9 protein-coding genes, 1 pseudogene and 1 riboswitch are annotated in these 13041 nt (G+C 71.4%); of the genes and pseudogenes, 2 read left to right on the forward strand and 8 right to left on the reverse strand.

Annotation, left to right across the window (positions count from 1 at the left end; translation table 11 throughout):
- Nucleotides 1–2548: ABC transporter permease (locus ACIOJE_RS40490; protein ID WP_400783600.1), on the forward strand; the 2548-nt coding region annotated here is incomplete at its 5' end.
- A 178-nt stretch (nt 2549–2726) separates the two neighbouring features.
- Here the strand turns inward: ACIOJE_RS40490 and ACIOJE_RS40495 are convergent.
- The 7 genes and pseudogenes from ACIOJE_RS40495 to ACIOJE_RS40525 form a co-directional block, all read right to left on the reverse strand.
- The gene (locus ACIOJE_RS40495; protein WP_280678362.1) at nt 2727–4094 is read right to left on the reverse strand and encodes an NAD(P)/FAD-dependent oxidoreductase; all 1368 of its coding nucleotides are present in this window, start codon (nt 4092–4094) and stop codon (nt 2727–2729) included.
- A 428-nt stretch (nt 4095–4522) separates the two neighbouring features.
- Nucleotides 4523–5458 carry an exopolyphosphatase gene (locus ACIOJE_RS40500; RefSeq protein WP_400783611.1) on the reverse strand — a complete coding sequence of 312 codons (936 nt, stop codon included), beginning with the start codon at nt 5456–5458 and terminating at the stop codon, nt 4523–4525.
- Between the two features lie 131 nt (nt 5459–5589).
- Nucleotides 5590–6129, reverse strand: a pseudogene (locus ACIOJE_RS40505) (DUF501 domain-containing protein); the annotation flags it as partial.
- Nucleotides 6101–6610: a septum formation initiator family protein gene (locus ACIOJE_RS40510; protein ID WP_280678364.1), complete on the reverse strand. Its 510-nt coding sequence runs from the start codon at nt 6608–6610 to the stop codon at nt 6101–6103. The pseudogene ACIOJE_RS40505 and the gene ACIOJE_RS40510, both read right to left, overlap by 29 nt.
- 157 nt (nt 6611–6767) lie before the next feature.
- Nucleotides 6768–8054 carry a phosphopyruvate hydratase gene (gene eno, locus ACIOJE_RS40515; RefSeq protein ID WP_329489343.1) on the reverse strand — a complete coding sequence of 429 codons (1287 nt, stop codon included), beginning with the start codon at nt 8052–8054 and terminating at the stop codon, nt 6768–6770.
- A 241-nt stretch (nt 8055–8295) separates the two neighbouring features.
- Nucleotides 8296–9201, reverse strand: a complete 906-nt coding sequence (locus tag ACIOJE_RS40520) for a transglycosylase family protein (RefSeq protein WP_400783603.1) — start codon at nt 9199–9201, stop codon at nt 8296–8298.
- Between the two features lie 5 nt (nt 9202–9206).
- Nucleotides 9207–9374, reverse strand: a riboswitch (cyclic di-AMP (ydaO/yuaA leader).
- A 210-nt stretch (nt 9375–9584) separates the two neighbouring features.
- Nucleotides 9585–10877: a cytochrome P450 gene (locus ACIOJE_RS40525; protein ID WP_280678368.1), complete on the reverse strand. Its 1293-nt coding sequence runs from the start codon at nt 10875–10877 to the stop codon at nt 9585–9587.
- A gap of 373 nt (nt 10878–11250) precedes the next feature.
- On the opposite strand from ACIOJE_RS40525, the gene ACIOJE_RS40530 reads away from it, so the two are divergent.
- Nucleotides 11251–11676, forward strand: a complete 426-nt coding sequence (locus ACIOJE_RS40530) for an SDR family NAD(P)-dependent oxidoreductase (protein WP_400783605.1) — start codon at nt 11251–11253, stop codon at nt 11674–11676.
- Between the two features lie 6 nt (nt 11677–11682).
- On the opposite strand, the gene ACIOJE_RS40535 is transcribed toward ACIOJE_RS40530, so the two are convergent.
- Nucleotides 11683–12729: a MazG family protein gene (locus ACIOJE_RS40535; protein ID WP_400783608.1), complete on the reverse strand. Its 1047-nt coding sequence runs from the start codon at nt 12727–12729 to the stop codon at nt 11683–11685.
- Between the last annotated feature and the right edge of the window lie 312 nt (nt 12730–13041).

Raw genomic sequence — 13041 nt, forward strand, 5'->3', positions numbered from 1 at the left:
CGCACTGCGCAACGTGCTGGCCCACAAGGGCCGACTGCTGATGACGGCACTCGCCGTCATGCTCGGCACCGCCTTCGTCGCCGGGACCATGGTCTTCTCCGACACCTTCGGCAAGGCCATGCGGGACAGCAACTCCAAGAGCTACTCGGACGTCTCGGTCCAGGTCGTGGACCACTCGGCCGGCTCCCGCGCCTCCGCCAAGCAGAAGAGCGAGAACGGCAACGCCTCGCTCACCGACGCCACCGTCCAGCAGCTGGCCGCCCTGCCGGGCACCGCCAACGCCCGCGGCGTGGTCAGCGGCTTCACCGGCGTCGCCGACCGCAGCGGCAACCTGATCGGCCAGTTCTGGGCGGCCAAGGGCGCCAACTACGCCCCGGGTACGGACGGCAAGGACCCGCGCTACCCGATGGCCGAGGGCCAGGGCCCGAAGAACGGCAAGGAGGTCGCCCTCGACCGCAAGACCGCCGACAAGGGCGGCTACAAGATCGGCGACACCGTCCGGGTCGCCGTCAACGGCCCGGTGGTCGAGGCGAAGCTCACCGGCGTCTTCACCACCGACGACCCGGTGGTGAACAGCGGCGGCACGCTCACCCTGTTCGACCGCGCCACCGCCCAGCAGCTGCTGCTGGAGCCCGGCCGCTACAGCGGCATCGTGCTCACCGCCAAGCCCGGCACCACCGAGGACGCGCTGCTCGCCCAGGCCCAGCCCAAGGTACCGTCCGGCCAGCAGTTCGACGTCGAGACCGGCGCCAAGCTCAAGGCCGACGAGCAGGAGATGATCACCAAAAGCACTGATGCCATGCGCACCATGCTGCTCGTCTTCGCCGCGATCTCGCTCTTCGTCGGCATCTTCATCATCGCCAACACCTTCACCATGCTGGTCGCCCAGCGCACCAAGGAACTCGCGCTGCTGCGGGCGATCGGCGCCAGCCGCAAGCAGGTCACCCGCTCGGTGCTGATCGAGGCCCTGGTGATCGGCGCCTTCTCGGCGCTGGCCGGGCTGCTCGCCGGCATCGGGATCGGCGCCGGGATGCAGTCCCTGATGGGCTCGCTGAACGAGAACATGCCGCACGGCACGCTGGTGATCAAGCCGCTCACCATCGCGGTGACCCTGGTGGTCGGCGTCCTGGTGACGGTGCTGTCGGCCCTGCTGCCGGCCGTGCGCGCCGCCCGGATCGCCCCGGTGGCGGCGATGAGCAGCGGCGACCAGCCGACCAGCCAGAAGAGCCTTCTGGTCCGCAACACGATCGGCTCGGTGCTCGCCGGCGGCGGCCTCGCGATGATCGGCTACGGCGCCTCCACCGGCAACGACAACGGCCGGCTGCCGGTCGGCTTCGGCGCCCTGCTGGCCCTGATCGGCGTGTTCGTGCTGCTGCCGCTGCTCTCCCGCCCGGTGGTCGCGCTGATCGGCCCGCTGCTGCGCAAGCTCGGCGGCACCCCGGGCAAGCTCGCCCAGCAGAACGCGGTGCGCAACCCGCGCCGCACCGCGGCCACCGCCGCCGCGCTCACCATCGGCCTGACCCTGGTCAGCGGCCTCACCGTGATCGGGGCCTCGGTCAGCACCACCATCGACAAGGCCGTCACCAGCTCGATGAAGGCCGACTACGTGGTCTCGGGCGCCAACGGCATGAGCCTGTCCGAGCAGGTGCCCGCCGAGATCGCCAAGGCCCCCGGGGTGGCCGCCTCCTCGCCGGTGACCGCCGCCTACTGGGAGTTCGACGACACCCACGTGTCGATCACCGGTGTGAACGCGGACTCCTTCGACCAGCTCTCCGCGGTCAAGCTGACCAGCGGCTCGACCGCCGCGCTCGGCCAGGGCAAGGTGCTGGTGGACCAGGACCTCGCCACGAAGCTGAAGGTCACCGAGGGTTCGACGGTGACGGTCGCCTACTCGGACCAGTCCACCGGCCGGCTCACCATCGGCGGCGTGTACGAGAAGGGCGGCATGCTCGGTCCGGTCCTCCTGGCCAACAGCGAGGTCGCCAAGCACGAGGCGAAGCCGTCCATCGTCGACGTCCTGGTCAAGGGCAAGGACGGCGCCACCGGGGCGCTCAAGCAGTCACTCAAGGACGCCACCGGCGCCAACCCGGTGATCGAGGTCAAGTCCAAGCAGGAGATCCGCGACGACTTCAGCCAGACCATCACCTTCGCGCTGAACATGATGTACGGCCTGCTGGCGATGTCCGTGCTGGTCGCGATCCTGGGCGTGATCAACACGATGGCGATGTCGGTCTTCGAGCGCAAGCGCGAGATCGGGATGCTGCGGGCGATCGGTCTGGACCGCCGGGGCATCAAGCGGATGGTCCGCCTGGAGTCCGTGGTGATCTCGCTGTTCGGCGCCGGCATCGGCCTGCTGCTCGGCTGCTTCATCGCCTGGGCGATCAACGGGACGCTGAAGTCCAGCCTGGCCGGTCTGACCACCGTCCTGCCGTTCGGTCAGCTGGCGCTGTTCCTGGCCCTGGCCGGGGTGGTCGGCCTGGTGGCCGCGATCTGGCCCGCCCGCCGGGCGTCCAAGCTGGACATCCTGGAGAGCATCAAGACCGACTGACGCTCCCCGGAACGAGAAGGGGCCCCTGCCGGAGGGTTTCGGCAGGGGCCCTTCTACTTCTGTACTCCGCCCGGTCGCACGGCCGGCTGAGCACCACGGAGGTCGTGGTCCGGCGACACTGCCGGGCGGAGGGCCTCCGACTCATATCCCGGTGCTCCCACACCGGGATCTCAGTCGCTTACTTGCTGGCGAGTTCCTTCTCGGCGGCCGGCTTGGCGGCCTCCACGGGCTTCGTGGGCGCCGTGACCTCCTGGATCGGCAGGTACGGCTTCTCCATCTGGGAGAGGCCGACCAGCTCGCGCTTCAGGAACATGGCGAGCGTCCAGTCGGTGAAGACCCGGACCTTGCGGTTCATGGTCGGGACCATGGCGCCGTGGTACGCGCGGTGGAACCACCAGGCCAGGCGGCCCTTCAGCTTGACCTTGCCGAAGAGGATCGCGACGCCCTTGTGCAGGCCGAGACCGGCGACCGCACCGAGGTTCTTGTGCTCGTAGTTCTTCTGCGGGAAGCCCCGCATGCCCGAGATGACGTTGTCACCGAGGACGGCGGCCTGACGGACCGCGTGCTGCGCGTTCGGCGCGCACCAGGCGCCCTCGCCGACGGCGAGGTCCGGCACCTGGGCGTTGTCGCCGGCGGCCCAGACGTAGTCGAAGCCCTGGACCTGCAGGGTCGGCGCGGTGTCGACGTGGCCGCGCGGGCCCAGCGGCAGGCCGAAGTTGGCCAGCACCGGGTTCGGCTTCACGCCGGCCGTCCACACGATGGTGGAGGCGTCCATCTCCAGGCCGTTCTTCAGCACCACGTGCTGGTCGAGGCAGGAGTCCATCGAGGTCTCGATGTAGACCTCGATCTTCCGCTCCTCGAGCTTCTCCTTGGTCCACAGGCCGAGGTCCGGGCCCATCTCCGGGAGGATGCGGTTGGCCGCCTCCACCAGGATGAAGCGCATGTCGTCGCGGCTGACCGTCTTGTAGATCTTGGCGGCGTCGCGCGCCATGTCCTCGATCTCGGCGATCGTCTCGACACCGGCGAAGCCGCCGCCGATGACGACGAAGGTCAGGGCCTTGCGGCGGACCTCCTCGTCGGCGGTGGACTCGGCCTTGTCGAGCTGGGCCATGACGTGGTTGCGGAGGCTGATGGCCTCCTCGACCGTCTTCATGCCGATGCCGTGCTCCGCCAGACCCGGGATCGGGAAGGTGCGGGAGACCGAGCCGGCCGCGACGACCAGGTACTCGAAGGGCAGCTCGTAGCTGTCGCCGGCCGCGGGCTGGATGGTGGCGACCTTGCGGGCGTGGTCCACACCGGTGACCGCACCGGTGAGCACCTCCGCCTTCTTGAGGGCGCTGCGCAGCGGCGCGACGAGGTTGCGGGGCGCGACGTTGCCGCCGGCCGCCTCGGGGAGGAAGGGCAGGTACGTCATGTACGACCGCGGGTCGACGACCGTGACGGTCGCTTCGCCGTAACGCATCTTCTTGAGGATGCGCATCGCGGCATACAGGCCGACGTAACCACCGCCGACAATGAGGATGCGAGGACGCTCCGTGGTGCTCATATCCGAAAGTATCCAGCACCGTCCGGAGCAGCCTTCGTGAGGCCGGTCACAAGCTTCTGGACACCCCGTGCTACACTGCGCGGCCGCAAAACCGGCCCCAGCGCGGCGGCTCACGCCCCCGCGCCACCCCCCGCGCGCATGCGCCGGAGCACTACCCGCCTGAGCAGCAACGATCCGCACAGTGCCTGGGTTCCCGCTCCTGATTTCGATTTTCAAACCTCAAGCGGGGCCTGACCTGCGATCCAGGGGTCGTCACGGTGAGCAGGCCTTCGGTCCCACATTTCGGACGTAGCGGGCGAGCGGGTGCGGCGAATGACTGGATCGTCATGTGAAGAAATTCACGAACTTTCCCGCACGGGTTCGGGCGCGCCCCGGCCCCGGCCTCCCGAAAGGGCTGCCGGGGCCGGTCGGGTCAGGCCCACGCGGGGTCAGGAGGCCATGCTCCAGGCGATGCCGTCCAGGATGTCGTGCTCGCTCACGACCACCTCGGCGGCGCCCGTCCGCTCCATGATCTCCAGCAGCTCCAGCGCGCCGGCCGCGATCACGTCCACCCGGCCCGGGTGCATCGAGGGGATGGCCGCGCGCTCGGCGTGGGTGGCGCCCAGCAGCTCGCGGGCTATCTCGGCGACCCGCTCCCGGCCGATCCGCGAGTGGTGGATCGCCTGCGAGTCGTACGCCGGCAGGTCCTGGGCGATCGCGGACACCGTGGTGACCGTCCCGGCCAGGCCCACCAGGGTGGCCGCCCCGGTCAGCGGGACGACCTCGGCGGCCTTGTCCAGCTCGGCCCGCACATGCGCCCGGGCGGCGGCGACCTGCTCCTCGGAGGGCAGCTCGGCGCCGCCGAAGTGGCGCTCGGTGAGCCGGACGCAGCCGATGTCCACCGAACGCGCGGCCTGCACGTCCGCGCCGCCCAGCACGAACTCGGTCGAGCCCCCGCCGAGGTCGAACACCAGGTAGGGCGCCGGGAACTGACCGCCGGTCAGCTCCTTGGTGGCGCCCACGAAGGACAGTCGCGCCTCCTCCTCGCCGCTCACCACCTCGGGCTCGACGCCCAGGATCGCGCGCACGCCCTCGACGTACTCGTCGCTGTTCTCGGCGTCCCGCGAGGCGCTGGTGGCGACGAAGCGGGTGCGCTCCGGGCCGACCCCGAACCCCGCGATGATCTCCCCGTACTCGCGGCAGGCCGCGAAGGTGCGGGCCAGCGCGTCCGGGTGCAGCCGGCCGGTCTGGTCCACGCCCTGACCCAGCCGGTTGATGATCATGCGGCGGTCGAGGTCGGCGATCTCCCCGGTGGCCGGGTCCAGGTCGGCGACCAGCAGCCGGATCGAGTTGGTGCCGCAGTCGATCGCGGCCACCCGGGTCATGCTCACTCGGACTCCTCCGCGGCGGGCTCCTCGACGGCGCGCTTCTTCGCGGCGCGCTCGGCGGTCTTCTGCTGCTTGGCCTCGATCACGGCCTGGTGGTCCTGCTCCTTGGCCCGGTTGCGCGCGACCCGCTCACCGGCGGCCTCGACCTCGGCCGGGGAGACGCACGGGCCCTTGGCCCACCAGTCCTCCAGCATGCCGATCGCCTCGTCGCCGAGCGGGTTGACACCCTCGCCGGCCGCCAGCGAGTGGCCGACCAGCACGTGCAGGCACTTCACCCGGTCCGGCATGCCGCCGGCGCTCGGGAAGCCCTCCAGCACCTCGATGGCGTCGCGGCGGGCGATGTAGTCCTCGTGCGCCTTCTGGTAGGCGGCGGCCAGCTCCGGGTCCTCGGCGAGCCGGGCGGTCTGCTCCTTCATCACGCCGTCCGCCTCCAGGGTGCCGATCAGCGAGGCGGCCTTGGGACAGGTCAGGTAGTACAGCGTCGGGAACGGCGTGCCGTCCGGCAGCCGGGGGGCCGTCTCCACGACGTCCGGGTTGCCGCAGGGGCAGCGGTGGGCCACGCTGCGCAGTCCGCGCGGCACCCGGCCGAGCTGGGCGGCGATGGCGGCGACGTCGGCGTCGGAGACGGAGGGGTGGTTCTCAGTGGTCATGGGGGGAGGTGTCTCCAGCGGGGGACGGTGGGAGCGGACGGGGGGAGGCGGGGGCCAGGGCGGCGGTGTCGGCGGCGTCGACCGAGTCCCAGATGCTGGCGTACCAGGGCTTGGCGGCCTTCGCCGGGTCGGCGGCCGCGCCGGCCGCCGAGGCCGTGCCGGAAGCGGACGCGGAGGGCCGGGAAGCGGCCGGGCCGGCCGGGTCCACCGCGATGTACGGGGTCTCCCCCGGCATCGCGTAGTGCAGCCGGGCGCGGGCCTGCGCCTTGACGTACTCCGGGTCCTGCCAGCGGGCCTTGTCCCGGCGCAGCTGCTCGACCTGCTGCCGGGCGTGGTCGGCCTTCGCCCGCTGGGCGGAGATCTCGGCGCGCTGGGAGATGAACTGCCGCGTCGGGTAGGCGAGGATCGCCACCAGCGAGCAGAGCACCAGGACGAGGACGGTCGCCCGGCTCGTGAACCGAGGCCGGGCCGCCAAGCCCGGGATCCTCCAGCCTGCCATCTCCCGTTCCCCTCCTGGTCGCGACGGTGCCCCGCCGTCCACCCTACGGGGTGAACGGCGGGGCACCGGTCAGGCGTGCGCTACCGGAGGAGCCCAGCCCCTGGTACGGGGGTGCTCGGCCCTCGTGTCGGCCGTGCCTGCTGCTCGGCTGTGCCTATTACTCGGCGGAGCGGAAGCGCGGGAAGGCGCCGCGGCCGGCGTACTCGGCGGCGTCGTCGAGGATCTCCTCGATGCGCAGCAGCTGGTTGTACTTGGCGACGCGCTCGGAGCGGGCCGGGGCGCCGGTCTTGATCTGGCCGCAGTTGGTGGCGACGGCCAGGTCGGCGATGGTGACGTCCTCGGTCTCGCCGGAGCGGTGCGACATCATGCAGCGGTAGCCGTTGCGCTGGGCCAGCTCGACGGCGTCCAGGGTCTCGGTCAGCGAGCCGATCTGGTTCACCTTCACCAGCAGCGCGTTGGCGGTGCCGGTCTCGATGCCCTTGGCCAGGCGGGCCGGGTTGGTGACGAACAGGTCGTCGCCGACCAGCTGGACCTTGTCGCCCAGCTTGACGGTCATGGCCTTCCAGCCGTCCCAGTCCGACTCGTCCAGCGGGTCCTCGATGGAGACCAGCGGGTAGGCGGCGACCAGCTCGGCGTAGTACTCGATGAGCTCGGCGGCGGAGAGGGCCTTGCCCTCGAACTGGTAGGCGCCGTCCTGGTAGAACTCGGAGGCGGCGACGTCCAGGGCCAGCGCGATGTCGCGGCCGGGCACGTAGCCGGCCTTCTGGATGGCCTCGGTGATGAGGTCCAGGGCCTCGCGGTTGCTGTCCAGGTTCGGCGCGAAGCCGCCCTCGTCGCCGAGGCCGGTGGACAGGCCGCGCTCCTTCAGCACGCCCTTGAGGGTGTGGTAGACCTCGACGCCCCAGCGGACGGCCTCGGAGAAGGACTCCGCGCCGATCGGGGCGATCATGAACTCCTGGATGTCGACGTTGGAGTCCGCGTGCGAACCGCCGTTGAGGATGTTCATCATCGGCACGGGCAGCACGTGCGCGTTCGGGCCGCCCAGGTAGCGGAACAGCGGCAGGTCGCTGGCCTCGGAGGCGGCGTGCGCCACGGCCAGCGAGACGCCCAGGATCGCGTTGGCGCCGAGCGAGGACTTGTCCGGGGTGGCGTCCAGGTCGAGCATGGCCTGGTCGATCAGGCGCTGCTCGGTGGCGTCGTAGCCGACCAGCTCCGGGCCGATCTGCTCGATGACGGCCAGGACGGCCTTCTCCACGCCCTTGCCGAAGTAGCGGTTCTTGTCACCGTCGCGCAGCTCAAGCGCCTCGAAGGCGCCGGTGGAGGCACCCGACGGGACAGCGGCACGACCGGTGCTGCCGTCGTCGAGGCCGACCTCGACCTCGACCGTGGGGTTGCCACGCGAGTCGAGGATCTCACGGGCTACGACGACATCGATGGACGGCACGAGGCATCTCCTTGCGGAAGCAGGGTCCGGCTGACGATTGGTGCTGCCGGCGGGACGATTGCGAAGTCGTTACGACCAGAGCCTAACCGCCCTGGCCGCCGGGGCCACGTTGGCCTCGGTCCCGTCTCAGCGTGTGGCCCGACTACCTGCCGGTAGTTCACCTGACTGTCCGATCGAAACGGGCGAATGCGAAGGAAGGGGGACGGAGCCCGTCCCCCTTCCTTCGCCGGGCCTCGCAGGATCAGCCGAGGTGCAGCACCTGGCCGGGCATGATCAGGTTCGGGTCGCCGCCGACGGTGCCGCGGTTGCCGTCGTACACCGACTGCCAGCCGCCGGACACGCCCTGGGCGGTGGCGATGCTCGACAGCGTGTCGCCGGACCGGACGGTGTAGTCGTGGCCGGTCTGCGCGGCCGGGGCGGACTGCGCGGGCAGGATGGGCTGGACGCGCTGGACCGGCTGGACGGGCTGCGCGGCCCGGGGCGCGGACTGCGGCTGGGCGGCGGCCTGGCCCGCGTACTGCTGGTAGACGCTCTGGTGGCTGGTCCAGTACCAGGCGCCGTTGTTCTGGTACCAGTACACCTTCGCGTCGGCGTCCCAGCCGGCCTTGCCGGCGAAGCCCTGGGCCTGCGGCTGCGCCGGCTGCTGGGCGGCCGGCTTCGGGGCGTCCTGCTGCACCGGCTTCGGGGCCTGCTCCTGCTGGGCCGGCTTGGCGGCGGACTGCTTGGCGGGCTTGGCGTCCGAGGAGGTGTCGACGGACGCCGGGGCGCCGCCCTTGCTCAGACCGGCCTTCTGCGAGCAGACCGGCCAGGCGCCCGGGCCCTGCGAGGCCAGCACCTTCTCGGCGACCGAGATCTGCTGCCCCTTGCTGGCCTGGTTGGCCTGCGGCGCGTAGGAGGTGCCGCCGTACGCCTTCCAGGTGCTGGAGGTGAACTGCAGGCCGCCGTAGAAGCCGTTGCCGGTGTTGATGCTCCAGTTGCCGCCGCTCTCGCACTGGGCGACGGAGTCCCAGGCGGAGGCCGGGGCGGCGGAGGCACCGGTGGCGGTGAGGATCGGCATCGCGAGTCCGACGCCGGCCACACCGGCGACGGCGATGGCCTTCTCGGCCTGGGTGCGACGACGGTGGCGGCCAGTTCCAACGAACAGCATGAAGAGGTCCCTCTCCGCACGCCTGCGAGGTGAGCTGTCGGGTTCGGACCGGGAGGTGGCCCGGCCGCCGAAAGCGGAAACGATTCCGCTCGGGCGGCTTCACCCCAAGCCGTTGGGGAACGGCAACAAACCTGGTTCCCCCGCCCCTGCCCAGGGTCTGGTCGGTTTCCCGTGACGCGGCGGGCAGGATTCGGCGTTCCGCGCACGAGGTCCGCAGCTGCGGACTCCAGGGAGAGTAGACAGATCCTCAGACCAATCACAAGCTCATATCACCGATATCACACAGAAATTACGGCCCGTGTTCGGTCGCCTACCAACGGAGGCGCTATGTCCGGATTGATGATGGTTCAGACTGCCCGTGGAGGCCGTCCGGCGACGCCTCGTCAGCGCGTCGGAGCGTCGACAGGTGGCACGGGCGCATGCGGCGACCTGCTCTCCGGACTGAATTCGACCGGGAGTTCCCGCAGCCCACGCATGATCAGGCCACCCCGCCAGCGCAGATTCTCCGGGCTTTCCGCAAGCCGCAGATCCGGCAACCGGGAAAGCAGCGTGGCCAGCGCACTCCGCCCCTCCAGCCGGGCCAGCGGGGCGCCGATGCAGTAATGGATCCCGTGGCCGAAACCCAGGTGCGGGTTGTCCCTCCGGGCCAGGTCAAGGGTGTTCTCGTCCGCGAACCTGGCCGGATCGCGGTCCGCCGCGGCCAGCACCACCAGCACCGGATCGCCCACCGGGATGTCCACCCCGCCGATCGACAGCGGCCGCGTCGCGAAGCGCCACGTCGCCAGCTCCACCGGCCCGTCGTAGCGCAGGAGTTCCTCGATCCCGGTCTCCAGCAGCGCCGTCTCGCCGCGCGCCACCGACTCCTGCAGCAGCGCCCGCTGCCCCGGGTTGCGCAGCAGCGCGTAGGTGCCGTTGCCGATCAGGTTCACCGTCGTCTCGAACCCCGCGAACAGCAGGATGAAGGCCATCGCCGCGGCCTCGTTCTCGGTCAGGTGCTCGCCGTGGTCGCTCGCCCGGATCAGGCCCGAGATCAGGTCCTCCCCCGGATCCGCCCGCTTGCGGTGGATCAGCTCCAGCAGGTACGCCCGCATCCGCTTCACCGCTCGCCCCACACCGCCGCGTTGGCCGCCGCCGTGCCGGATCATCATCCCCGCCCAGTCGCGGAAGTCGTCCTGGTCCTCGGCCGGCACTCCCAGCATGTCGCAGATCGCGTAGATGGGGAGCGGGAAGGCGAACTCGTGGATCAGGTCCGCCGAACCGCGCTGCGCGAAGCCGTCGATCAGCCGGTCCGTGAGCTGCTGCACCCGTGGCTCGAACTCCGCCACCCGGCGCGGGGTGAACGCCTTCGACACCAGTCGGCGCAGCCGGGTGTGGTCCGGCGGGTCGATGTTCAGCAGATGCGTCATCAAGTCCGCCTGGCGTTCCCCCGGAATGCCCACCCGGCCGGTGCGGTGGGCCTGCTCGCTGTGGTGCGCCGGGTTCTTCGACAGCCGGCCGTCCGCCAGCGCCTGCCGCGCGTCCGCGTAACGGGTCACCAGCCAGGCCTCCACCCCGCTCGGCAGCGTCGTCCGGTGCACCGGGGCGTGCTCGCGCAGCCAGGCGTAGGCGGGGTACGGGTCGGCGGCGAACTCCCAGGTGAAGAGCTGCGGGGCGGCGGGGTCGGGCTGCACTGGCATGCACCGACCGTATCCGGTGGGTCGGGGGCGCACTGTCCCCGCCGGACCACGGTCGGTCGGGATCGGGTCGGAGTCCGGTCGGGATCCGACTGGGATCCGGTCGGGATCCGGTCGGGATCCGGTCGGGATCCGGTCGGGATCCGGTCGGCCCTCGACCCGCCCGACTCGTCCCGGCCCGACCCGGCTCGTCAACACCCGGCGGACGGCGTGCCAACGCTCCGTGGACAGCTCTTGGACAGCTCTTGGCCGGCCGGCGGGCGTGAGCCTGGTCACCTGAGGGGTAATCCCTGTTGCGGAGGGTCAGGACCTGTCTACGATCCTCCGCAGAAATCGTGGGCGCCGGTGCGGTGTCGCCCACAGGGAGGAGCAGGCCATGCGGGTCAGCGGGGCAGTCGTCGTCATCGCGGTACTCGACGGCGGGTCGGGAGCCGACCTCGCCCGCCGGTTCACCGCCGCCGGCGCCGCCGGAGTGCTGATCGCCGACCAGCAGGTCGGTGTCGCCGAGGACCTCGCCATCGAACTCGACCGGCCGGGCTGCCCCGTCGTCGGCGTCAGCGGCGACGTCCGCCGCCCCAGCGACATCGCCGCCCTCGTCGACACCGCCGAGAAGCACCTCGGCCCCATCGACCTGTTCTGCGTCGCCGGCCCCGACGGCGAGCGGATCGTCTCCCTCGCCGACCTGCCCGACCACCTCGACCTCGAACGCCTCGCCGAACTCCTCGCCCTCGTCGGCGAGGCCATCGGCGAGGTCGTCCCGCCGCAGCGGCGCCCGGCCGAGCCCACTGCCCAGGCCGCCTGAGGCCCGCTACTCGTCGACCGGCTTGAGCCCCTCGGCCGGCTTGAGCCCCTCGGCCGCGCGCACTGCGTCCCGGTAGCCGCGCGCGGCCGACCGCAGCGCCGCGTCCACGTCCACCCCGGCGTCGTGCGCCCGCTGCGCCACCGCCAGCAGCAGCCGGCCCGCCGAGGCCGCCGTCAGCTCCACCGGCAGCTCGTACGGCTCGTCCGGCACGCCCGCGAACCCCGCCCGGCGCACCCGCGACACCAGCTTCGCCGCGTACGCCAGCGACGGCAGCCCGGCCGGCACGCCGTCCAGCACCGACTCCCGGTCCGCCTTCTCGGCCGCCTTCAGCCGCTCCCAGGTCGCCTCCACCTCGGCGGCGTCCTCCGCCTCGACGTCCCCGAACACGTGCGGATGCCGGTACATCAGCTTCTCGACGATGTCACCGGCCACGTCGTCGATCGAGAACGCCTCCGACGGGTGCTCCTCGGCGATCCGGGAATGGAAGAACACCTGGAGCAGCACATCGCCCAGCTCCTCGCGCAGCGTCTCCCGGTCCCCCTCCTCGATCGCCTCGACCAGCTCGTAGGCCTCCTCGACCAGGTACTTCACCAGGCTCTCGTGCGTCTGCTCGGCGTCCCACGGGCAGCCGCCCGGCGACCGCAGCCGGTCCATCACCGACGCCAGGTCCAGCAGGCGCGCCCCCGGCAGGTCGTACGACCCCGGCAGCACCTCGATCTCCGGCACCTCGCCCGCGTGCTCCACCGCCAACCGCGCCAGCGCGTCCGTCAGCCCCGGATCCCCGTCCGGGCTCCCCAGCCACACCGTCGGCCCCGCCTCCGCCGGCTGCCCGGTCAGCAACCGCGCCAGCGCCGGCGCCGACCCGGCCGGCACGACCTCCACCTCCACCCCGGCCTGCCGCACCGCTGCCACCTGCGGATGCCCCGCCTCCCCCACCAGCACCCGCCCGGCCGACCGCAACGCCTCCCACGCCGGCCACGCCAGCAACCCGGGAGCCACCCGATGGGTGGTCGTCAGCAGAATCAGCTTCGCGCCCGGAACATTCGTCGTCACACCCCCGAACCTACCCGCCACCGCCACCCCCACCCAGCGGAGGCGGGGACGCAGCGCTCTCGGCGGCCGGCCTCCTCGGGACCGTCTTCACACTCGCGTCCACGCGCCGACGCTCCCCCAGCCTCCGGCCGACAGGTGCCCCCGCTGCATCGCGTCCCTCCTCCGCCTCGCCATCCCCGCACCCCGACGCCGCCACGCCCACCGGGTGCCGTACACCTAGGGAGTGTCATGAATCAGGTGGACACCCTGATCAAGGGAGACACTGATGAGCTCGCTGACGGATCACCAGATCGGGTCGGCTTCTGACGGTTC

This window comes from Kitasatospora sp. NPDC087861, assembly GCF_044742585.1.
Classification (GTDB): domain Bacteria; phylum Actinomycetota; class Actinomycetes; order Streptomycetales; family Streptomycetaceae; genus Kitasatospora.